Here is a 22,018-nt window from a genome sequence, read left to right on the forward strand (position 1 = left end):
GTCAGGGCAGGGTGCGACCCATGTCGAACCCCCTCCTCGTCGAGCGCTCCGGCGCCGTCACCCGCCTCCGCTTCAACCGGCCCGAGCGGCTGAACGCCATCGATGCCGACATGGCCGCCGCCCTGCGCGAGGCCGTCGCCCTGCTGCCGCAGGACCCCGATCTGCGCTGCGTCGTGCTCTGCGGCGCCGGCCGGGCCTTCATGGCCGGCGGGGACATCGGCGCCTTCCAGGGACCGCAGGCGCTCGCCGAGATCCGCCGCATCCTCGGCCCGATGCATGAGGCGGTGGCCGGGCTCGCCGCCCTGCCCGTCCCGGTGCTGGCCAGCGTCCAGGGGGCGGCCGCCGGCGCCGGCCTCTCGCTCGCCTTCGGCGCCGACCTGGCGATCGCGGCGGAGGAGGCGCGCTTCGCCCTCGGCTACCTCAAGCTTGGCACCGTGCCGGATTGCGGCGGGACCTGGGTGCTGCCGCGGCTGCTCGGGCTGCGGGGCGCCATGGGCATGGCGCTGCTGGAGGATGAACTGGACGGCCGCGCGGCGCTGGCCGCCGGGCTGGTGAACCGTGCCGTCCCCGCCGCCGAGCTGGAGGGGGCGACCGAGGCCCTCGCCCAGCAGCTCGCCAGCGGCCCGACGCTGGCCTTCGGCCGGGCCAAGGCCCTGTTGCGCGCCGCCGGCACCCGCCCCCTGCCGGCCCAGCTCGAGGCCGAGGAAGCCGCCTTCCTCGCCTCCGCCGGTACCGCCGACTTCGCCGAGGGGGTGGCGGCCTTCCTCGGCCGCCGCAGGCCGGCCTTTACGGGAGGCTGACTACTCCACCGTCACGTTGGCGGCGGTGATGACCTTGGCCCAGCGGTCCACCTCGCCGCGCAGGAAGACGCCCGCTTCCTCCGGCGTGCTGCCCACCGCATCGAAGCCGAGGTTGCGCAGCCGCTCCGCCGCGGCCGGGTCCTGCACGATCTTCGCCACCTCGGCCGAGACCCGGGCCACGATCTCCCGCGGGGTATTGGCCGGGGCCAGCAGCAGGCACCAAGTCGAGGAGACGAAATCCGCCAGCCCGCCCTCCGCCAGGGTCGGGATCTCCGGCGCCCAGGCCGGGCGGGCGGCGCTGGCGAAGCCGATCGGCTTGACCGAGCCGCTCTCGAACTGCGCCCGCAGCGAGGAATAGCTGTCGAACATCACCCCGATATTGCCCGAGATCAGGTCCTGCAGCGCCGGCGCGGTGCCGCGGTAGGGGATATGCACCATCTGCACGCCCGTCCGGGTCTGCAGGTCCTCCATCGTCAAATGTGCGGCGGCGCCGATCCCGCTGGAGCCGTAGTTCAGCGTCCCCGGCCGCGCCCTGGCATAGGCCAGCATCCCGGCGAGGTCGGAGAAGGGCATCTTCGCGCTGGCGCCCATCACCAGCGGCGCCAGCATCATGAGGGAGACCGGGGCGAAGCTGGTGACCGGGTCGAAGGGCAGCTTGCCCTTGTACAGCGTGGCATTGGCGGCATGGGCGCCGATGACGACGGCGAAGCTGTAGCCATCCGCCGGGCTGGCGGCGACCGCACCGGCCCCGACGATGCTGTTGGCGCCCGGCCGGTTCTCGACCACCACCGGCTGGCCCAGCGCCTTGGACAGCGGCTCCGCCACGAAGCGCGCCGCCACGTCGGTGGTGCCGCCCGGGGTATAGGGCACGATGAAGCGCACCGGCCGGTCCGGGTAGCCCGCCGCCCGTGCCCCGCCCGCCGCCAGCAGGGCGGCGCCCGCACCCAGTACCGCGCGCCTGGAAGTATCCGTCATCCCGATCCCCTATTTCGCCACGGCCACCCGGCGTGACCGCTCGCTGACCATGGCCAGCGCCATGGTGGCGACGATGAACAGCACGGCGGCGGCGAAGACCAGCAGCGGCTTGCCGTGGTCCAGCAGCGCGCCATAGATCATCGGCCCGACCGCGCCGCCGATGTTGAAGCCGGTGGTGACGATGCCGAAGACCCGGCCCACCGCGCCCGGCGGCGCCGCGGCCCGCACCAGCATGTCGCGCGAGGGCATGATCATGCCGGACAGGAAGCCGGCCAGGCCCATGATGCCGACCAGCGCCACCGGCCCGAGCGGCACCAGCCCGACCAGCCCGATCAGCACGCCCGTCCCGCCGAAGCCCAGCGCGGCGACATCGCCGTGCCGGCTGGTCCGGTCGGCGATGACGCCGCCGGCCAGCACGCCGAGCGCGCTCAGCAGCAGGAAGGCGCTGAGCGCGATATTGGCCAGGGCGAAGTCGATGCCATGGCCGTTGACCAGGGCGACGACGGAGAAATTGGTCACCCCGCCCTGGGCCAGGGACAGCAGGGTGAAGAAGACGGTCAGCATGATGATCGCCGGGGTCAGGATCGACCCGCCCCGGGGCGCGGCGGCCGGCTGGGCCGCGGTCCGGGCCACCGGGGCCGGCTCGCCCGCCAGCAGCAGCGGCACGGCGGCGATCAGCCCGAGCGCCCCGGCCGCCGCCAGCGCCGCCTCCAGCCCGGCGACGCTGGAGACGCCGATCAGCAGGGCCGGCGTCATGGCGCCGCCGAGGTAGCCGGCGAAGGTATGGATGGAGAAGGCGCGGCCGATCCGGGCCTCGCCGATGCTGCGGCCCAGCATCTCGTAGTCCGCGGGGTGATAGACGGCATTGGCGATGCCGAGCAGCACGGCGGTGGCCAGCAGCACCGGATAGGTCGGCATCAGGGCCAGCATCCCGAGCGCGCCGGCGCCGAGGAACAGCGCCACGATCAGCATCCGGCGGGACCCGTAGCGGTCCACCGCGAAGCCGAGCGGGGTCTGCACCAGGCCGGAGACCACGTTGTAGATCGTCAGGGCCAGGGCCAGCTCGACGAAGCTCACCTCCAGCCGGTCCCGCAGCAGCGGAAACAGCGGCGGCAAAACCAGCTGATGGACATGGCTGACGAGATGCGCGCCCGAGACGAGCGTCAATTGCCGGAGCTCCGGCCTGGTCCAGCCCGTGGTGCCTTGCGGGGCCATGCTTGGCGTCCTTCGTTCCCTCCGGCCGAGATGGGGTTTCCCGGCCGGATCACCAGGATCGGCCGGATGCGCCGGCAAGGGAAGCAGGTCCGAAGCGGGGCTGCCCCCCCTGGACCGCAACCCTGGCTGGTCGCAGGATCGCGGCAACGATCCGAGGAAACCAATGTCCGATCTGAACGACGACCTGCCGCGCACGATGTTCGAGAAGATCTGGGACCGCCACCGGGTGCTGGACCGGGAGGATGGCCAGACCCTGCTCTACGTCGACCGCCACCTGCTGCACGACGGCGGCGCCACCGCCTTCGACGTGCTGCGCAAGCGCGGCGTGAAGCCCCGGGCGCCCGACCGCACCTTCGCCACCCCGGATCATTACGTGGCGACCGACAGCCGCACCGTCGAGGAGATCCAGGACCCCCGCCACCGCGAGATGGTGGAGAAGCTGGCCCGCAACACCGCCGAGCACGGCATCCGCATGTTCGGCCTGGGCGACCCCAACCAGGGCATCATCCACGTGGTCGGGCCGGAGACCGGCCTGTCCCAGCCGGGGATGCTGCTGGTTTGCGGCGACAGCCATACGAGCACCCATGGCGCCCTCGGCGCGCTGGCCTTCGGCATCGGCAGCACGGAAGTGGCGCATGTGCTGGCGACCCAGACCCTGTGGCAGCGCAAGCCGAAGACCATGCGCATCACCGTGGATGGCACGCTGGGGGATGGCGTGACCGCCAAGGACGTGATCCTGGCCATCATCGCCCGGATCAGCGCCGCCGGGGCGACCGGGCATGTGATCGAATACGCCGGCAGCGTCATCCGCGGCCTGTCCATGGAAGGCCGCCTGACGCTCTGCAACATGTCGATCGAGGCCGGCGGCCGCGCCGGCATGGTGGCGCCTGACGAGACCACCTACGCCTATATCAAGGGCCGCCCCTATGCCCCGGCCGATTGGGAGGATGCGGTCGAGCGCTGGAAGCGCCTGCCGAGCGACCCCGGCGCGGTCTTCGATGCCGAGGTCACCCTGGACGGCAGCGCGATCGAGCCGATGGTCACCTGGGGCAACAGCCCCGAGGACGCGCTGCCGATCGGCGGCAGCATCCCCGACCCGGCCGATGCGGTGGACGAGGAACGCCGCGAGGTGATGCACCGCATGCTGGACTACATGGGCCTGACCGCCGGGACCCGGCTGGATGCCCTGCCGGTGGATAGGGTCTTCATCGGCTCCTGCACCAATTCCCGGATCGAGGACATGCGCGCCGCGGCCGCCGTGGCTCGCGGCCGGACCGTCGCCGCCGGCGTGGAAGCCTGGGTCGTCCCGGGGAGCGAGCCCGTAAAACGCCAGGCCGAGGCCGAGGGGCTGCACGAGGTCTTCCGCGCCGCCGGCTTCGCCTGGCGGGAGCCGGGCTGTTCCATGTGCCTCGGCACCAATGGCGACATCGCCGCGCCGGGGGTGCGGGTCGCCTCCACCAGCAACCGCAACTTCATGGGCCGCCAGGGCCCGGGCGCCCGGACCCATCTGGTCAGCCCGGCCATGGCCGCCGCCGCGGCCGTCACCGGCCATTTCACCGATGTCCGCAAGCTGCTGGCGGGAGAGGCCTGATGGAAGCCTTCGTCCACCTCGATGCCGTCGCCGTGCCCATCGCCCGGCCGAACATCGACACCGACCAGATCATCCCCGCCCGCTACCTCTCCCGCCCGCGCGAGGTGGACCATGCGGCCTTCCTGTTCCACGACGCCCGCCGCCTGCCGGGCAGCGAGGAGGAGAACCCGGAATTCCCGCTGAACCAAGCGCCCTGGCGCGGCGCCCAGGTGATCGTCGCGGGCAAGAATTTCGCCTGCGGCTCGTCGCGCGAAAGCGCGGTCTGGGCGCTGCACGACGGCGGCTTTCGCTGCGCCATCGCCCCCAGCTTCGGCGACATCTTCCAGAACAACAGCTTCAAGAACGGCCTGCTGCCGGTGAAGCTGCCGGCCGAGGCGGTGGTGGACCTCATCGCCCAGCTCGAGGCCGCGCCCGGCGCCACCGTCTCCGTCGACCTGCCGAGCCAGACGGTGACCTTCCCCGATGGCACGACGCATGGCTTCGACGTGGACCCCTTCGCCAAGCACTGCCTGCTGAACGGCGTGGACGAGCTGGGCCTGACCCTGTCCTTCGAGGAGGACATCGCCGCCTTCGAACGCCGCTACGGCCGGGAGAATACCCGATGAGGATCGCGGTGCTGCCCGGCGACGGGATCGGCCAGGAGGTCACCGCCCAGGCGGTGAAGGTGCTGCGCGCGCTCTCGGCCAACAACGGCCCGCAATTCGAGATGACGGAGGCGCTGCTCGGCGACTGCGCCTTCGATGCCAGCGGCGACCCGCTGCCGGAGGCGACGCTGGAGGTCGCCCGCCGCGCCGAGGGCATCCTGTTCGGCGCCGCCGGCACCTACGAGAGCGACCTGCGCCCGCCCGAGAGCCGGGGCGGCCACGGCCTGCTGCGGCTGCGCAAGGCGCTGGACCTGTTTGCCAATTTCCGCCCGGTCTATGCCTTCCCCGAACTGCTCGGCGCCTCCTCCCTGCGGCGGGAGGTGATCGAGGGCGTCGATCTGGTGGTGCTGCGCGAGCTGACCAGCGACATCTACTTCGGCACCCCACGCGGCATCGACCGCACCCCGGGCCAGCGCAGCGCCTTCAACACCATGCGCTACACGGAAGCCGAGATCGCCCGCGTCGCCCATGCCGGCTTCCAGGCCGCCCGGCGCCGGCGCCGCCAGCTCTGCTCGGTCGACAAGGCCAATGTGCTGGAAACCAGCGTGCTCTGGCGGGCGGTCGTCTCCGAGGTCGCCCGCGACTACCCGGATGTGGAGCTGCGCCACGAATACGTGGACGCCATGGCGATGCACCTGATCCGCCGGCCGCGCGACTTCGACGTCATCGTCACCGGCAATATCTTCGGCGATATCCTCTCGGATGCGGCGGCGATGCTGACGGGCTCCATCGGCATGCTGCCCTCCGCCTCATTGAATGCCGAGAGCCTCGGCCTCTATGAGCCGGTGCATGGCTCGGCGCCGGATATCGCGGGCAAGGACCTCGCCAATCCACTGGCCTCCATCCTCTCGGCGGCGATGATGCTGCGCCATTCCGGCGGGCAGGAGGAGGCGGCTTCGCTGGTCGAGGCCGCGGTGCGCCGCGTGCTGGCGGATGGCTACCGCACCGGCGACATCATGGAACCGGGCGCGACGAAGCTCGGCACCCAGGCGATGGGCGACGCCGTCGCCGCCGCCATCGCAACCCTGAGGACCGCCGCATGAGCATCCCCCGCCGCCTGGTGCTGGGCGCCGCCCTCGGCACCCCCTTCGTCGCCCGCGCCCAAGCGGAATGGCCGCAGCGGCCGGTGCGCTGGGTGGTCGCCTTCGCCGCCGGCGGCGCCGCCGATACCGCCGCCCGCAGCGCCGCTGCCCGCGCGCAGGAGATCATCGGCCAGTCCATCGTCATCGAGAACCGGACCGGCGGCAATGCGGTGATCGCCGCCCAGGCGGTGCTGCAATCGCCGCCCGACGGCTACAGCTTCCTGGTCGATGCGGCGAACCAGCTCACCAATCCGCTGCTGATGCGCGACCTCGGCTTCGACTACCGCACCGCCTTCGCGCCGGTCTCGCAGATCGCCAGCTTCCCGCAGGTGATCGCGGTGAAGCACGACTTCCCGGCGAAGACGATCGCCGAGTACATCGCCATGGCCAAGGCGGCGCCGAATACCATCAGCTACGGCACGCCCCCCGCCGCCGGCATGGCGCATCTGGCAGGCGAATTGTTCCAGCGGCTGGCCGGGATCAAGCTGGTGCATGCGCCCTATCGCGGCGGCGCCGATGCGGCGCGGGACATCGCCGCGGGCGTGCTGGATTCGGTGCTGATCACCACGTCGTCCATCCGCCCGCCGGTGCAGGCCGGGCGGGCGCGCGTCCTGGCGGTGACCAGCCCGCAGCGGACGGCGGCCTTCCCGGATGTGCCGACGCTCGCCGAAAGCGGCTTCCCCGGCTACGACATGAACGACTGGAACGGGCTGTTCGCCACCAGCGCGGTGCCGCAGGCCATCGTGCTGAAGATGGCGGCCGCGGTGGCGGAAGCCTGCCGCGACCCCGCCACCCGCGCCCGCATGGACCCGCTGGGCGCGGAGATGGTCGGCAGCACACCGGAGGGCTTCGCCACCTGGCTGGAGGCGCAGCGGCCGGTCGTGGCGCGGGTGGTGCGCGACGCCGGGATTACCTTGGGCTAGACCACCTCGATATTGGCCGCGCGGGCGATGTCGCCCCACTTCGTCCGCTCGGCCTTCATGAAATCGAGCTGGGCCTCGGGCGTCATCGCCTGGGTCCCGGCGCCCATCTCCCGCAGCCGGTCGCGGTAGCCATCCTCCAGCGCCACCTGGTTCAGCGCGGCATTCAGCCGGGCAATGATGGCGGGTGGCGTCGCCTTTGGCGCCATGTAGGCATACCAGGCGACATAGTCGGTCTGATCGAGGCCGAGCTCGATGGCGGTCGGGATCTCCGGCGCGCGCGGCGAGCGTTCCCGCGAGGTCAGCGCCAGCGGCCGCACCCGGCCGGCGCTGATATGCCCCCAGCCGGCGCCGAGGCTGTCGACCATCACCGGCACCCGGCCGGCGACGACATCGAGTTGCGCCGGCGGCGTGCCGCGATAGGGCACGGCGGGGATATCGAGGTTGTGCCGCAGCTTGAAGCCCTCGGCGATCAGGTGGTTGATCGTGCCGGCGCTGGGCAGGGCATAATCCAGCTTGCCGGGCGCGGCCCGGGCGCGCTCCACCAGCTCCGCCAGCGTCCGCGGGCCGGACTGCGGATTGGCGACCCAGACCATGGGCGAGGTGACCGGGCAGGCGACGGCGGCGAGGTCGTCGATCGGGTCCAGCGGCATCCCGCGATAGACGCTGACATTGATCGAGAGCGAGCCGATCGCGGCGAAGAGGATGGTATGGCCATCGGGCGCCGCCCGCTGAACCTCCTGCATGCCGATGTTGCCGTTGGCGCCGGGCTTGTTCTCGATCACCACGGGCTGGCCCAGCAGCTCGGTCAGCCGCGGCGTCGTCAGCCGGGCGTAGTTGTCGAAGCCGCCGGTGACGGAGGGCACGACGATGCGGATCGGCCGGTTCGGCCAGGCGCCTTGCGCCAGGGCGGGCATCGCCAGGCCTGCCCCCAACAGGCCCAACACGGCACGGCGCGATGGCGCTGCGTACATTCCGGTACTCCCCAAGAAGGCAGCGGGGTTGGTCCCCGTCGCCAGGATTGCGCGCCAAGGCGCGGCCGGCGTCAACCGGGCGGCCGGTTGCGGTGCCCCGGCCCCGCGTCTAGCCTTCCGCTAAAATACCGGAGGAAATACCCATGCGCTTCCAGGATCAGGCTGTGCTCGTCACCGGCGGCGGCAGCGGCATCGGCCAGCAGGTCTGCCATGCCGCGGCGCGGGAGGGCGCCCGCATCGCCGTCGGCGACCTCGACCTGGCGAATGCCGAGACCACCGCCGCCGCCATCCGCGCCGAGGGCGGCGAGGCGCATGCCTTCCGCCTGGATGTCGCCAACCCCGCCTCGGCCACCGACTTCGTCGCCGCGGCGGAAGCGGCGCTGGGCCGGCTCGACGTGCTGGTGAATTCGGCCGGCATCCGGGAGATCTGCCCGGTGCTCGACCTGTCCTTCGAGGAATGGCAGCGCGTCATCAGCGTCAACATCTCCGGCACCTTCCTGCCGAGCCAGGCCTTCGGCCGGCGGCTGGTGGCGCTGGGCCGGCCGGGGCGCATCGTCAACCTGGCCTCGACGCTCGGGCTGATGGCGGCGCCCAGCCGCGCCGCCTATACCGCCTCCAAGCATGCCGTCGTCGGGCTGACCAAGGCGATGGCGCTCGAGCTCGGCGCCATGGGCATCCGGGTGAATGCGGTGGCGCCCGGCGTGGTGCGTACGCCGCTGACCGAACGCTACTTCCAGGACCCGGAGATGGCACAGACCATCCGCGACATCCATGCGCTGGGCCGCTGGGCGGAACCCGCCGAAATCGCCGCCGCCATCCTGTTCCTGGCGGATGAGGCGAACGGCTTCCTCACCGGCAGCATCCTGCCGGTGGATGGCGGCTGGACCACCGGCAAGAAGATGTAGCGCTCAGGCGAACTCGCGGATCACCTGCTCACCGAAGCGCGGCAGGCTTTCCTCGATATCGGGCAGGAAGGCCGACATCGGCAGCACGATGCGGCCGACGCCGGCAGCGCGGCGCGCCTCCACCGCCGCCCGCGGGTCCTTGCCGGATTGCGGCAGGGCATCCGGGCAGCCCGTCAGGAATTCGATGGCCGCCGGGTCGCGTCCGGCCGCCGTCGCCGCGCGGCGGACCACGTCGAACAGCGGCAGGATGTCGGTCTGCGAGCCGATGGAGGGAAAGAACCCATCCCCCAGCCGCCCCGCCCGCTTCGCCGCGACCTCCGTGCTCCCGCCGACGATGATCGGCACGCTGCCACGCAGCGGCTTCGGGTTGCAGTTGATGCGGCTGAAATTGACGAACTCGCCGGCATAGCTCGCATCGTCGCCGGCCCAGAGCGCCCGCATGGCAGCCACGTATTCATCCGCCCGCTTGCCGCGCCGCTCGAAGGGCACGCCGATCGCCTCGAATTCCTCGCGCAGCCAGCCGACGCCGATGCCGAGCTCGATCCGCCCGCCGCTCATCGCATCGAGCGTCGCCACCTGCTTGGCCAGCACCAGCGGATTGCGCTGCGGCAGGATGATGACGCCGGTCATCAGCCGCAGCCGCGTCGTCACCGCTGCGACATAGGCCATCCAGATCAGCGGGTCGGGATAGGGGCTGGAATCATCGCCCGGCAGCTTGCCGGTCGGCGAATAGGGATAGGGCGTGGCGTAGTCCTTCGGGATCACCACGTGGTCGATGGCGAACAGCGTGTCGAAGCCCGCCGCCTCCACCAGCTTCGCCACGCGGGCGGCGCCGGCGCCATCGGGGAAGCTGTTGTTGCCGAAATGCAGGGCGAATTTCATGGTCGCCTCCTCAGGCCTGATGCAGCGTGGCTTCGGTGCGGGACTGGAGCTCGTCGAAGCTCAGCCCGGGAATGATGTCCAGCACGGTGAAGCCCCGCGGCGTCACCTCCAGCACCGCCAGGTTGGTATAGACCCGGGTGACGCAGCCCGGCGCCGTCAGCGGATAGCTGCAGCGCTTCAGGATCCGCGCCTGGCCCTGCTTCGTCGTGTGCTCCATCGTCACCCAGACGCGCCTGGCGCCGACCGCCAGGTCCATCGCCCCGCCGATCTGCTTGCCGACCTCGGTCGCGGACTGCGCCCAATTTGCCAGGTCGCCGTTCTCCGCCACCTGGAAGCCGCCGAGCACGCAGAGGTCGAGGTGCCCGCCGCGCACGATGGCGAAGCTGTCGGCATGGTGGACGAAGCTGCCGCCGCTGCGGATGCTGATGCGCTGCGTGCTGGCATTCACCAGCCAGGGATTCTGCTTGTGCGGCTCCGGCGCCGGGCCGACGCCGAGGATGCCGTTCTCCGAATGGAAGACCACCTCGCGGTCCGGCGGCACGTGGTCGGCGATCAAGGTCGGGATGCCGATGCCGAGGTTGACGTACCAGCCCTCGGGGATGTCCTGCGCCACGCGCGCCGCCATGCCGGTGCGGCCGAGCGGCCTGAAGCTTTCGCTCATCTCGGGTGCTCCTTCAGCGCGGCAGGGATGGGTCGCCGGCCGCGACATGCAGCACGCGGTCGACGAAGATGCCCGGCGTTACGATCTCGTTCGCCGGCAGCTGGCCGAGGTCGCAGACGTGGTGCGTCTGCACGATGGTCAGCTTGCCGGCCATGGCCATGATCGGGTTGAAATTGCGGCTGGCGTCGCGGAAGACCAGGTTGCCCCAGCGGTCGGCCATCCAGGCCTCCACCAGCGCCACGTCGCCGTGCAGCGCGCGTTCCAGGACGCAGGCGCGGCCGTCGTAGTCCCGCACCTCCTTGCCTTCCTCGACCAAGGTGCCGGCGCCGGTCGGGGTGAAGAAGGCCGGCACGCCGGCGCCGGCGGCACGGATGCGCTCGGCCAAGGTACCCTGCGGCACCAACTCCGCCTCCATACGCCCGTCGCGCACCGCATCGCCGGCGATGCTGCCGGCCCGGAGGAAGGTGGTGATGACCTTCCGCACCCGGCCGAGCTCGACCAGCCGCGGCACGCCCTCCACCGCCATGCCCGGCTTGTGCACCCGGCCCGCCGAATTCACGACGATGGTCAGGTTGCCGGCACCCTGCTCGATCAGCCCATCCAGCAGCGCATGCGGCGCGCCCACCTCGCCAAAGCCGGCCATCAGCACGGTCGAGCCGTCCTTGATGCCGTTCATTGCCTCCGCCATGGACCGCACGAATTTATCGATCATCCTGCCGCTTCCCTCCCGGATGGATGTTTGCTTGGGCCGAGTGTTGCCCCAAACCGGAGTGGGCGCCAGGGCAGCGGCGCCAAGGCGGGCACCAAAGCGGGGGCGCTTGCGGCCGGGCGCGGCGGGTGCCTAACCTTGCGAAAGGCGGAAACGAAGGAAGACCTCATGCAGCCATCCCGGACGGGCATCGGCGCGCCGATGCGGCGCGTGGAGGATCGGCGGCTGCTGCGCGGGGCCGGCCGCTTCGTCGACGACATTGCCGCCCCGGATGCGGCGCATCTCGTCCTCCTCCGCTCCCCGCACGCCGCCGCCCGCATCCGCGGCATCCGGACCGAGGCGGCCAGGGCCATGCCCGGCGTGCTGCTGGTGCTGACGCTCGCGGATATCCCGGAGCTCGGCGTCCTCCGCTGCGTCACCCCGCGTCACCGCCGGGACGGCGCGCCGATCACCCAGACCCCCTGGCACATGCTGGCCGGCGAGGAGGTCCGCTACGTCGGCGACCCGGTGGCCGCGGTGGTGGCGGAAAGCCGCGCCGCCGCGCAGGACGCCGCCGAGGCCATCCTGGTCGACTACGAGCCGCGGCCGGCGGTGGCCGACCTCGCCGATGCCGCCCGCCCCGGCGCCCCCGCCGTCTGGCCCGGGATCGCGCCGGACAACGAATCCTTCCTCTTCCGCCTGGGCGACTTCGCCGCGACCGAGGCCGCCTTCGCCCGCGCCGCCCATGTCGCGCGGCTCGACTTCCGCATCACCCGCGTCTCCGCCAACCCGATGGAGCCGCGCAACGCCCTCGCCAGCCACGACCCGATCGAGGACCGCTACACGCTGACCACCGGCACGCAATTGCCGCATGTGATGCGGAACGAGATCGCGCAATACGCCCTCGGCATCCCCTCCAGCAGCCTGCGCATCATCTCCCCCGACGTCGGCGGCGGCTTCGGCATGAAGGAGAGCCCCTTCCCCGAGCATGTGCTGTGTCTGCACGCGGCGAAGCGCCTCGGCCGCCCGGTGCGCTGGACCGCGACGCGGACCGAAAGCTTCCTCTCCGACAGCCATGCACGGGACAACCTCTCGACCGCCGAGCTGGCGCTGGCGGCGGATGGCGAATTCCTCGGCCTGCGGGTGCGGACGCTCTGCAACCTCGGCGCCTATCTCGCCTGGCAGGGGCCGGTCTCCTCCACCAACAACGTCGGCGGCCTCGCCGGCGTCTACCGCACGCCGCATATCTGCACCGAGGTCCGCGGCTTCTTCACCCATACCCAGCCCACCGCGCCCTATCGCGGCGCCGGCCGGCCGGAGGCGATCTATGCGATCGAGCGCGTCATCGACCTCGCCGCCGCCGAGATGGGCCTCGACCGCATCGCGCTGCGCCAGCGCAACCTGATCCCGCCCGGCGCCATGCCCTTCCGCACCGGGCTCGACTACACCTATGACAGCGGCGACTTCCCGCGGAACATGGCGCTGGCGTTGGAGGCCGCCGACTGGGACGGCTTCGAATCCCGCCGCGCCGAGGCCACGGCGCGCGGGAAGCTGCGCGGCATCGGCATCGCCAATGCGATCGAGAGCGCCGGCGGCCCGCATCGCGGCCCGATGGAGGAAGCCGCCGAGATCCGCTTCGATTCCGGCGGCAGCATGACCCTGCTGATGGGCAGCCACAACCACGGCCAGGGGCATGAGACGGTGTTTCGCCAGATCGCCCAGACCCGCCTCGGCATCCCGCCGGAGCGCATCCGCTTCATCAACGGCGACACCGACCTCGTCACCCATGGCCGCGGCACCATCGGCTCGCGGTCCATGATGGCGGCGGGCGGCGCGCTGAGCGGCGCGGCGGACCGCGTCATCGCCCGCGGCAAGCGCCTCGCCGCGCATTTCCTCGAAGCCGCCGAGGCCGACATCGAATTCGAGGACGGCCACTTCCGCATCGCCGGCACCGACCGCGGCATCGGGATCGAGGAGCTCGCCCGGCGCAGCTACGTCCCGGGCGCGCTGCCGATGGGCGAGGATCTCGGCCTTTCCGCCCTGCTCATCAACCGCCCCGGCGACGCCACCTTCCCCAATGGCTGCCACATCGCCGAGGTGGAGGTGGACCCGGAGACCGGGGAGACGGCGCTGCTGTCCTACGTGGTGGTCGACGACGTCGGCACGGTGATCAACCCGCTGCTGGTCAAGGGCCAGATCCATGGCGGCATCGCCCAGGGCCTCGGCCAGGTCTTCGGCGAGGCGATCCGCTACGACGCGGCCGGACAGATGCTGACCGCCAGCTTCATGGATTACGGCATGCCGCGCGCCGGCGACTTCTGCGGCCTCACGGTGCTCAGCAACCCGGTGCCGACCAGCACCAACCCGCTCGGCGTCAAGGGCGCCGGGGAGGCGGGGACGGTCGGCGCGCTGCCCGCGCTGCTGGGCGCGGTGGTGGATGCGCTGCGGCCCCATGGCATCACGCATCTGGACTTGCCGGCCTCGCCGGCCCGGGTCTGGGCGGCGATCCAGGCCGCGTCGCCGGGGTGACGCAAGGAAGGGGGAGGCAACAATGAACATGATGGGGCGGCGCACCGCGCTGCTGGGGCTGCCGCTGGCCATGGCCGGCGGCCGGACCATGGCCCAGTCTCTGCCGCGCCAGATCCGCTTCGTCGTCGGCTTCGCCGCCGGCGGCGCCAACGACATCATGGCCCGCCTGCTCGCCACCAAGCTGGGGGAGGCGATGCCCGGCACCACCTTCGTGGTCGAGAACCGCCCCGGCGCCGGCACCCTGCTGGCCGCGGAATACGTCGCCCGCACCGCGCCGGACGGCACGACCTTCCTCTATGCCTCGACCTCCACCCTCATCACCCTGCTGGTCAACCGCGGGTCGGGGCTGAACCCGACCCAGGATTTCGCCGCCGTCTCGATGGCCCAGTCCTCGCCGCTGCTGCTGGTCTCCCGCCCGGACTTCCCGGCCCGCACCCTGGCGGAGGTGATCGCCCTGGCCCGCGCCCGCGGCGGCCGCCTCACCGTCTCCCACCCCGGCACCGGCGGCATCAACCACCTCTCGCTCGCCGTGCTGATGCAGCGGGAGGGGATCGAACTGACCCTGGTGCCCTACAACGGCAACCAGCCCTCGATCACCGCCCTGGTGCGCGGCGACGTCGATCTGGCGAGCGATTCCCTCTTCGCCACGCGCAGCCTGCTGGAGACCGGCGGCCTGCGCGCCATCGCCGTCACCAGCGCGGAGTGGATGCGGTGCTGCGCCAGCCCGATGTCGCCGAACGGGTCCGCAGCTTCGGCGCCGACCCGGTGGGCGGCGACCGCGCCCACTACACGCGGGTGATCGCCGAGGACTGGCGGCGCTGGGGCGAGGTGGTGCGTGCCACCGGCCTCCGCGGCGACTGAATCAGCCGAGCCGCGTCGCCAGCCAGCGCAGCAGCAGCGCGCTGATGGCGGCACTGTTCGCCTCCAGCATCAGCATATGGCCGTTGCCGCGCTCGCCATGCTCCTCCAGCCGCATGTGCTCGGCATCGGCACCAGCCTGGGCGAGGAATTTAACCGTGCAATGGTCGTAGGTCGCGCGATAGCTGGCCTCCCCGGTGACGACGAGGATGGGGATGCCGGCCAGCTTCGGCAGTTGCCGCGCCGGCGCCCGCTGCACCCAGCAGCGCACCAGCCCGGGCCCATCCGGCGCGTCCTGCCGTTCCAGCGCCAGATCCGCGGGCGAGGCCGCCGGCGGGTCGAAGCTCAGCGGCAGCCGGGCGATGCCCCAAGGGCGGGCGGGGGTGCTGCCCTCGGCATACCAGTCGTCGCCGCCCTGGAAGGTGACGTCGAAGAAGGGCGGGCCATTGGGCTCGATCGCCAGGATGGCGCGGACCAGCCCGGGCCGGGCATCCGCCAGCTTCCAGCCGAAGACGCCGGACTGCGAATGGGTCAGCAGCACCGCCGGGCCGATGCGCTCCAGCAATTCCAGATGCGCCTCCAGCACCACCGCCTCGGTCTTCGCGGGGTCGGCGATATAGCCGACCTGGCTGGCGAAGAACTGGTCGAAGGCGGCATTGCCCGGCCGCCCCGGCCCGCCCGGCCATTGGCTGTGCCGCCCCGCCTGGGGATAGAGCGCGGTGCTCGCCGGGTCGGTGAACATCCGCGTCACCTGGGCGACTGGCGCCCGGGCATGCGCCCCATGCGCGGTATCCTGCCCGGACCGCCCGCGCCCGGCCTGATCCACGATGTAGACGGCATGGCCCGCCCGCAGGAAATCCTCCGCCCAGCCGGGCCGGCCATCGGGCGTCGTCATGAAATTGGTCCCGGTCTGGCCGGTGCCGTGGATCATCACCACCGGCAGGCCGGTCTCCTCGGCCGGGACCTGGAAGTGGACGAAGCACTGGCCGCGCATGGCCTGGCCGTCTTCGGTATAGCGGCCACCGGTGAAGAAGCAGCCCTGGCGGGCGAGGGTGAGGGGCGTTCGCCCCGACGTTTCCTGCGTCAATCCATGCACTCCGGCGGGTTGACCGGATGATGAATTGAAAAAGGGGCGCCGACCAGCGGCGCCCCTTCTGATTTATGCCGCCTCGCTGTCCGAGCGGCGCGCGTGCTTCTTGCGCTCATGCGGGTCGAGGTAGCGCTTGCGCAGGCGGATCGCGCCCGGCGTCACCTCGACCAGCTCGTCGTCCTCGATGTAGGCGATGGCCTGCTCCAGGCTCATACGCCGCGGCGGGATCAGCAGCAGCGCCTCATCCTTGCCGGCGGCACGGATGTTGGTGAGCTTCTTCTCCTTGATCGGATTCACGTCGAGGTCGTTCTCGCGCGAATGCTCGCCGAGGATGAGCCCGACATAAACCTTCACGCCGGGGTCGACGAAGAGCGTGCCGCGGTCCTGCAGGTAGAACAGGGCGTACTGGATCGCCTCGCCATCCGAGTTGCTGATCAGCGAGCCGTTGCGGCGGCCCTCGATCGGGCCGGCCCAGGGCTGATAGCCGGCGAAGAGCCGGTTCATGATGCCGGTGCCGCGGGTGTCCGTCATGAACTCGCCGTGGTAGCCGATCAGGCCGCGCGACGGGATGATGAAGGTCAGCCGCTGCTTGTTGCCGCCCGAGGGCCGCATGTCCTGCATCTGGCCCTTGCGCATCGACATCTTCTGCACGACGGCGCCCGAGTATTCCTCGTCGACGTCGATGAGCACCTCCTCGAAGGGCTCCTCGCGCTCACCCGTCTCCGGGTTCTCCCGGGTCAGGACGCGCGGGCGGCCGATGGTCAGCTCGAAGCCCTCGCGGCGCATCTGCTCGATCAGCACGCCGAGCTGGAGTTCGCCGCGGCCGGCCACCTCGAAGGCGTCGGATTCCTCCGACTCCTTCACCTTGATGGCGACGTTGCTCTCCGTCTCCTTGAACAGCCGGTCGCGGATCTGCCGCGACGTGACCTTCTTGCCCTCGCGGCCGCCGAGCGGGCCGTCGTTGATGCGGAAGGTCATGGCGAGCGTCGGCGGATCTACCGGGATGGCATGCAGCGGCTCGGACACTTCCGGCGTGCAGACGGTGTCCGGGATGGTGCCGTTCTCGAGCCCGGCGATGGCGATGATGTCGCCCGCCTCGGCGGTCTCGACCGGCACCCGCTCCAGGCCGCGGAAGGACAGCAGCTTGGTCAGCCGGCCCGTCTCGACCAGCGTGCCATCGGCGCGCAGCACCTTCAGCGGCATGTTGACGCGGGCGGTGCCCTGCTCGATGCGGCCGGTCAGGATGCGGCCGAGGAAGTTGTCGGCCTCGAGGATCGACGCCGTCATGGCGAAGGGCGCGTCCACGTCCTTGCCCGGCGCCGGCACGTGCTTGAGGATCAGGTCGAACATCGCCGAAAGGTCCTTGCGCGGACCTTCCATGCTGTCGTCGGCCCAGCCCTGGCGGCCGGAGGCGAACAGCGTCGGGAAGTCGAGCTGCTCATCGGTGGCGCCGAGCGCGGCGAAGAGGTCGAACACCTGGTCGTGCACCGCATGCGGCGAGCCGTCCGAGCGGTCGACCTTGTTGATGACCACGATCGGGCGGATGCCGCGGGCCAGCGCCTTGGTCAGCACGAACTTCGTCTGCGGCAGCGGGCCTTCGGCCGCGTCGCACAGCACGATGGCGCCATCGACCATGGACAGGATACGCTCGACCTCACCGCCGAAATCGGCGTGGCCAGGGGTATCGACGATGTTGATCTTCACGCCCTTCCACTCGACCGCGGTGCACTTGGCGAGGATGGTGATCCCCCGCTCGCGCTCCAGGTCGTTGCGGTCCATGGCGCGGTCGGCAACCACCTGATTGGTCCGGAAGGCGCCGGCCTGCTTCAGCAGGTTATCCACCAGCGTCGTCTTGCCGTGGTCGACGTGGGCGATGATAGCGACGTTACGGAGTTCCATTAGGGGGCCTTGCTTCCCATGCGGCCGCAAAGCAAAGCAAAACCCGACCCCAACCTTGCGTTTCGAACGCGGTCGGGGGTCGGGCAGAGCAGGCAGGCGGCTTGTTGCAGCGCACCCATAGGGCTTTGCCGCGGAAAAAGCGAGCGCCACATGCACTTATGCCATGCGCGCGGCGCTCGCCTTGCATGCGGCGCCTTTCCCTACAAGGAAAAACGCCGCGTTCCTACCAGCTTAGCGGCTGGGGTTGCTGCCGGTGCCACCACCGCTCGGGGTGCTGCCCGGACGGATCGCGCCGCCGCTGCCCATTGCGCCGCTGCCACTGCCCTGCGGGGTCGTCGCGCCCGGCGGCGGGGCGCCGACGCCGGCGGAGCCGGTCCGGCCGCCCATCGGAACGCCGGGGCTGGCGCTGCCCTGCGGCGGCTGCGTCATGGTGCCCATGCCGGTGCTCGGCGTGCTGCCCGGATTGCCGGCGCCCGGCGAACCGGGGGTCGAGCCGCTCAGCCCGCCGCTGCCGCTGCTGCCGCCGGCCTGCACCCGGATGATGGCATCGGCCCGGCTCATCGAGGTTCCGGCCGACCCGCTGTCGCGCATGGTCTGGCCATTGCCCCAACCCCCGTTGCCGCCCTGGCCACCACCCTGGCCACCGCCCTGGGTCGGCGTCGCGCCCATGGTGCCGGACCCGCTGTTCGGATCGGCCCGCAGCATGGCCCGCGCCTGCTCCATCTCCCGCATCGCCCCGGCGCGGTCACGCGCCTGGATGGCGCCGCGCGCCGCCGAGATCCGGTCCAGCACCGGCCCGCGCATCGGCTCGCCCGCCCGGTCGGCGGGCGCGCTGCGGGTCAGCAGCCGGGTCTCGCTCTGCTCCAGCAGGTCGGTCGCCTGGGCGGTGCGGCCGGCGCGCAGCGCGGCGCTCGCCTGCTCGACCAGCCCGCCGACATCCATGCGGTTCTCGGCCCGCGCCGCGGCGCGTTCGGCCCGCATGTGGCCGTGGCGGCGATGCATGCCGTCCTCGCCTGCCCGCATGCCGCGGCCATGGCCCTCGTGCATCGGATTGCCGGCGGCGGTCGGGCCGGTGGTCGCGGGGGCCGGCATCGGCATGGCGCCGTTCTGCATTGGCATGTCGCGGCGCATCGGCGTATCGGCCTGCTGCGCCAGCACCGGCCCGGCGATCAGCGCGAGGCCAAGGGTGGAGGCAAGCAGCTTTGACTTGTTCATGAGGAGCGTCTCCTTGGGCCTCCGGCTCAGGAGAAGCTCCGGCCGGGGCATTCCGGCCTTCGCTGCCTGGCGCCGCGGCAAGGGGCCGCGGGCCGGCAAAGGGCCTGTATCAGCCCAACACGGTCGAGACCGGGTGGTTCCCCGGCACCGCCGCCACCAGCGCCTGCAGGTCCCCCTGCGGCCGGGCGCCGAAGTGCGAGATCACCTCCGCCGCGGCGATCGCGCCCCAGCGGCCGCAGTCCGGCAGCGGTAGGCCGCGGGTCAGCGCCGCCAGGAAGCCGGCGGCATAGGCATCGCCGGCGCCGGTGGTGTCCACCACCTCGGTCGGCACCGCGGGGATCTCGTGCCGCTCCTCGCCGGCGATGATGACGCTGCCCTTCTCGCTGCGGGTCAGGGCCACCAGCGCCACGTCCTGCCGCGCCAGCATCGCCGCCGTCTCGAAGTCGTCGGTCTGGTACAGCGACAGCAGCTCGCTCTCGTTGGCGAACAGGATATCCGTCTCCTCCCGCAGGAAGCGGCGGAAGGCGGCGCGGTGGCGCTCCACGCAGAAGGCGTCCGACAGGCTCAGCGCCACCAGCCGCCCGGCGGCATGGGCCGCGTCGGAGGCCTCGAAGAAGGCCTCCTGCGCCGCCGGCGGGTCGAACAGGTAGCCCTCGAGGTAGACCACCTTGGCCCGCCCCACCTCCTCCGCATCCACGTCGGCGGCTGAGAAGGTCACGCAGGCGCCGAGGAAGGTATTCATCGTCCGCTGCGCATCGGGCGTGACGAGGATGAGGCAGCGCGCGGTTGGCGTCGCCTCGGCGGCCGGGCCTTCCAGCGGCGGGGTCGGGAAATGCACCCCGGCGGCGCGGATGTCGTGGCCGAAGACCCGGCCGAGCTGATCGTCCGCCACCTTGCCGAGGAAGCCGACGCGGGCGCCGAGCGCCGCCGCCACCGCGCAGGTATTGCCGGCCGAGCCGCCCGAGCTTTCCAGCCCCGGCCCCATCTGGCCGTACAGCGTCTCGGCCTCCGCCGCATCGATCAGGCGCATGCCGCCCTTGTCCAGGCCGCGCGCCGCCAGGAAGTCGTCATCGGCGCGGGCGAGCACATCGACGATGGCGTTGCCGATGCCGAGGATGTCGAGGGTGGGCTCGCTCATGGAACGGAAGACCTCTTGTGCGGTTGCGTCCGGCCAGCCGGAAGGCGGGCATGCTGGCTCGGGCAGAGCCCGATTAGCCTCCGCTCCCGCCGGCCGCAACCACAAGGGTCTTGCCGCATGCTGACCGCCTGCCTCCTCGCACTCCGCCAATTGCCCGATCCGGCCTTCATCGGCCCCCTTGCCAAGGCCTTCGGCGCCGCCCTGCTGGCCTTCCTCGGCCTGGCCTGGCTGGCGGCCTGGGGCGTCGGCGCGCTGGCCGGGGGGGATGGCTGGCTGGCCGGCCTGGCCGCCGCCCTGGGCGGGCTGCTGGTGCTGGGCCTGGCCATCTGGCTGTTTGTGCCGGTCATGCTCGGCCTGTCCGGGCTGTTCCTGGACCCGGTGGCGGCGGCGGTGGAACGGCGCTTCTACCCGGCGCTGCCGCCGCCGCAGGGCGCCAGCCTGCTGGCCCAGGCCGGCTTCAACCTGGGCTTCGCGGCCAAGACCGGCGCCGTCGCGCTGCTCGCCCTGCCGCTGCTGTTCTTCGCCCCGCCGGTCGGCGCGGTGGTGCTCTGGCTGATCTCCACCGTCGCCCTGGGACATGGGCTGTTCGAGGGCGTGGCCCAGCGCCGCATGCCGGTCGCCGCCGCCCGCGTGCTGCGCTGGCAGCGCGAATTCCCGGTGCTGGGCATCGGTGCCCTGCTGTCGGCCATGGCGCTGGTTCCCGGGCTGAACCTGCTGGTGCCGGTGCTGGGCACCGCGGCGATGACCCACCTGCTGCACCGCGTCCCGGCCAATGGGACGACGGGTGGGGGCACCGAAGCACACCCTCATGAAAGCGCTACGAAATTCGCCCGCTGAGGCATCACGCCCCGTTGTGCCTGCGCAACCCGGCGTGTTAGCCGGGGGGCCTTGGGACAGGCCGTGTGGGGATTGCACGGTGCACCAGGATGCACCGCTGTGAAGGGGGAGCACATGGCCATTTTTGGCCGCAAACGAGACGATGGACCGGCCCCGCCGGCCAGTGAACCAGGGTCGGGCGCCAGTCAGGCGCCAGGCCAGGTCATGGACCAAACCATGGGCCAACCTCCCGCCGCACAAAACGCCGATATCGGCGTGCCGCCGTTCCGCCCAACCCCGAAGGACACGCCCATGATGTCGATGGCCCCGAAGCCGACCGCCGCGCCCGCCACGCCTTCGCTCGCCCCGCGCCCCGCCGCGCCCGGCGCGATGGGCGTGCCTGCCCGCCCGCCGCAGGGCCGGCCGGATGCCGCCGAGCGCCGCACCCTGGTGGTCGGCCGCGGCATCAGCCTGCAGGGCACCGTCACCGATGCCGAGCGGCTGGTCGTCGAAGGCACCGTCGAGTCCGAGATGATCCAGGCCGCCGAGCTCTTCGTCGCGCCGACCGGCGTGTTCCGCGGCGAAGTGCAGGTCGAGGATGCCGAGATCGCCGGCCTGTTCGACGGCACCGTCACCGCCCGCGGCTCGCTGACCATCCGCGGCACCGGCAAGGTCAACGGCACCGTCCGCTACCGCAAGCTGGCGGTCGAGGAAGGGGGCCAGATGTCCGGCCGCATGGAGATGCTGAACGAGGGCAACGCCGCCCCGGCGCCGCGCCTGAGCCCGCCCGAGGGCTGATCGGCCAGGGCGGAACGGCTTGTGGCCGCCGGGGCAACCCGGCGGCCCGCTGCCGCCGCGGGAGAGCGTGCCTATCCGTCGCCTGCCGGCGCCGGCCCATCCCCCAAGCCGACCCGGAGCCCGCGCCGCCCATGGCGCCCCGCCTCCATCGCCTGCTGCCGATGATCTGCCTGCTCGGCGCCTGCGCCAATGCGGCGGAGGAACAGGCGGCTGCCCTGCGGCTCGCGCTCGAGACCGGCGGCGCCGGCTTCGGCATCGCCGCGCCGGTCGCGCCGGCGGTGGCGCGCCCTCTTCCCACCGATACGGATACCCCCATCCCCATCACCCCCATCCTGGCC

21 protein-coding genes are annotated in these 22,018 nt (G+C 71.7%); 11 read left to right on the forward strand and 10 right to left on the reverse strand.

Features of this window, described 5'->3' with window-relative positions; all coding sequences use genetic code 11:
• The first annotated feature begins 20 nt into the window (after positions 1–20).
• Positions 21–800, forward strand: a complete 780-nt coding sequence (locus tag AC0IW9_RS14480) for an enoyl-CoA hydratase/isomerase family protein (RefSeq protein ID WP_471648969.1) — start codon at positions 21–23, stop codon at positions 798–800.
• On the opposite strand, the gene AC0IW9_RS14485 is transcribed toward AC0IW9_RS14480, so the two are convergent.
• Together AC0IW9_RS14485 and AC0IW9_RS14490 are read right to left on the reverse strand one after the other, a co-directional pair.
• The gene (locus tag AC0IW9_RS14485; protein WP_471648970.1) at positions 801–1,775 is read right to left on the reverse strand and encodes a tripartite tricarboxylate transporter substrate binding protein; all 975 of its coding nucleotides are present in this window, start codon (positions 1,773–1,775) and stop codon (positions 801–803) included.
• Between the two features lie 9 nt (positions 1,776–1,784).
• Positions 1,785–2,990 (reverse strand): MFS transporter, encoded by a 1,206-nt coding sequence (locus AC0IW9_RS14490; protein WP_471648971.1) that lies wholly within the window; start codon positions 2,988–2,990, stop codon positions 1,785–1,787.
• A gap of 163 nt (positions 2,991–3,153) precedes the next feature.
• Here AC0IW9_RS14490 and leuC point away from each other — a divergent pair, with 163 nt between their 5' ends.
• The 4 genes from leuC to AC0IW9_RS14510 are packed head-to-tail and all read left to right on the forward strand — an operon-like array spanning position 3,154 to position 7,230.
• On the forward strand, positions 3,154–4,581 hold the full coding sequence (leuC, locus tag AC0IW9_RS14495; protein ID WP_471648972.1) for a 3-isopropylmalate dehydratase large subunit: 1,428 nt from the start codon (positions 3,154–3,156) through the stop codon (positions 4,579–4,581).
• Positions 4,581–5,186 (forward strand): 3-isopropylmalate dehydratase small subunit, encoded by a 606-nt coding sequence (gene leuD / locus AC0IW9_RS14500; protein WP_471648973.1) that lies wholly within the window; start codon positions 4,581–4,583, stop codon positions 5,184–5,186. Before leuC ends, leuD begins: the two co-directional genes overlap by 1 nt.
• A complete protein-coding gene (leuB, locus tag AC0IW9_RS14505) occupies positions 5,183–6,268 on the forward strand; it encodes a 3-isopropylmalate dehydrogenase (RefSeq protein WP_471648974.1) in 1,086 nt (361 codons plus the stop codon). The genes leuD and leuB overlap by 4 nt, the downstream gene beginning before the upstream one ends.
• Positions 6,265–7,230, forward strand: a complete 966-nt coding sequence (locus tag AC0IW9_RS14510; RefSeq protein WP_471648975.1) for a Bug family tripartite tricarboxylate transporter substrate binding protein — start codon at positions 6,265–6,267, stop codon at positions 7,228–7,230. Before leuB ends, AC0IW9_RS14510 begins: the two co-directional genes overlap by 4 nt.
• Here AC0IW9_RS14510 and AC0IW9_RS14515 read toward each other — a convergent pair.
• A complete protein-coding gene (locus AC0IW9_RS14515; protein WP_471648976.1) occupies positions 7,227–8,201 on the reverse strand; it encodes a Bug family tripartite tricarboxylate transporter substrate binding protein in 975 nt (324 codons plus the stop codon). The genes AC0IW9_RS14510 and AC0IW9_RS14515 overlap by 4 nt on opposite strands.
• Before the next feature lie 143 nt (positions 8,202–8,344).
• Here AC0IW9_RS14515 and AC0IW9_RS14520 point away from each other — a divergent pair, with 143 nt between their 5' ends.
• Complete coding sequence (locus AC0IW9_RS14520; RefSeq protein ID WP_471648977.1) at positions 8,345–9,106, forward strand: SDR family NAD(P)-dependent oxidoreductase; 762 nt, start codon at positions 8,345–8,347, stop codon at positions 9,104–9,106.
• Positions 9,107–9,109: 3 nt separating this feature from the next.
• On the opposite strand, the gene AC0IW9_RS14525 is transcribed toward AC0IW9_RS14520, so the two are convergent.
• From AC0IW9_RS14525 to AC0IW9_RS14535, 3 genes are read right to left on the reverse strand one after another with little or no spacing between them, the layout of a single operon-like run.
• Positions 9,110–9,988, reverse strand: coding sequence for an LLM class F420-dependent oxidoreductase (locus tag AC0IW9_RS14525; protein WP_471648978.1), 879 nt, complete (start codon positions 9,986–9,988; stop codon positions 9,110–9,112).
• Positions 9,989–9,998: 10 nt separating this feature from the next.
• The gene (locus AC0IW9_RS14530) at positions 9,999–10,649 is read right to left on the reverse strand and encodes a 3-oxoacid CoA-transferase subunit B (RefSeq protein WP_471648979.1); all 651 of its coding nucleotides are present in this window, start codon (positions 10,647–10,649) and stop codon (positions 9,999–10,001) included.
• 13 nt (positions 10,650–10,662) lie between these two features.
• Positions 10,663–11,361 carry a CoA transferase subunit A gene (locus AC0IW9_RS14535; RefSeq protein WP_471648980.1) on the reverse strand — a complete coding sequence of 233 codons (699 nt, stop codon included), beginning with the start codon at positions 11,359–11,361 and terminating at the stop codon, positions 10,663–10,665.
• Between the two features lie 165 nt (positions 11,362–11,526).
• Between AC0IW9_RS14535 and AC0IW9_RS14540 the strand changes: the two genes are divergently transcribed.
• Together AC0IW9_RS14540 and AC0IW9_RS14545 are read left to right on the forward strand one after the other, a co-directional pair.
• A complete protein-coding gene (locus tag AC0IW9_RS14540) occupies positions 11,527–13,866 on the forward strand; it encodes a xanthine dehydrogenase family protein molybdopterin-binding subunit (RefSeq protein ID WP_471648981.1) in 2,340 nt (779 codons plus the stop codon).
• Positions 13,867–13,888: 22 nt separating this feature from the next.
• The gene (locus AC0IW9_RS14545; protein ID WP_471648982.1) at positions 13,889–14,665 is read left to right on the forward strand and encodes a Bug family tripartite tricarboxylate transporter substrate binding protein; all 777 of its coding nucleotides are present in this window, start codon (positions 13,889–13,891) and stop codon (positions 14,663–14,665) included.
• Positions 14,666–14,728: 63 nt separating this feature from the next.
• Here AC0IW9_RS14545 and AC0IW9_RS14550 read toward each other — a convergent pair whose 3' ends face one another.
• The 4 genes from AC0IW9_RS14550 to AC0IW9_RS14565 all read right to left on the reverse strand — a co-directional run bounded on the left by AC0IW9_RS14550 (position 14,729) and on the right by AC0IW9_RS14565 (position 20,066).
• Positions 14,729–15,811 (reverse strand): alpha/beta hydrolase, encoded by a 1,083-nt coding sequence (locus AC0IW9_RS14550; RefSeq protein ID WP_471648983.1) that lies wholly within the window; start codon positions 15,809–15,811, stop codon positions 14,729–14,731.
• 72 nt (positions 15,812–15,883) lie between these two features.
• A complete protein-coding gene (gene typA / locus AC0IW9_RS14555; RefSeq protein WP_471648984.1) occupies positions 15,884–17,713 on the reverse strand; it encodes a translational GTPase TypA in 1,830 nt (609 codons plus the stop codon).
• A 231-nt stretch (positions 17,714–17,944) separates the two neighbouring features.
• On the reverse strand, positions 17,945–18,928 hold the full coding sequence (locus tag AC0IW9_RS14560; protein ID WP_471648985.1) for a hypothetical protein: 984 nt from the start codon (positions 18,926–18,928) through the stop codon (positions 17,945–17,947).
• A gap of 109 nt (positions 18,929–19,037) precedes the next feature.
• Positions 19,038–20,066, reverse strand: a complete 1,029-nt coding sequence (locus AC0IW9_RS14565; RefSeq protein WP_471648986.1) for an adenosine kinase — start codon at positions 20,064–20,066, stop codon at positions 19,038–19,040.
• A gap of 117 nt (positions 20,067–20,183) precedes the next feature.
• On the opposite strand from AC0IW9_RS14565, the gene AC0IW9_RS14570 reads away from it, so the two are divergent.
• The 3 genes from AC0IW9_RS14570 to AC0IW9_RS14580 form a co-directional block, all read left to right on the forward strand.
• Positions 20,184–20,903 (forward strand): EI24 domain-containing protein, encoded by a 720-nt coding sequence (locus AC0IW9_RS14570; RefSeq protein WP_471648987.1) that lies wholly within the window; start codon positions 20,184–20,186, stop codon positions 20,901–20,903.
• A 291-nt stretch (positions 20,904–21,194) separates the two neighbouring features.
• On the forward strand, positions 21,195–21,680 hold the full coding sequence (locus AC0IW9_RS14575) for a bactofilin family protein (RefSeq protein ID WP_471648988.1): 486 nt from the start codon (positions 21,195–21,197) through the stop codon (positions 21,678–21,680).
• 131 nt (positions 21,681–21,811) lie between these two features.
• On the forward strand, positions 21,812–22,018 hold a 207-nt coding region (locus tag AC0IW9_RS14580), incomplete at its 3' end, for a hypothetical protein (protein WP_471648989.1).

This window comes from Belnapia sp. AC561 (genome assembly GCF_979252845.1).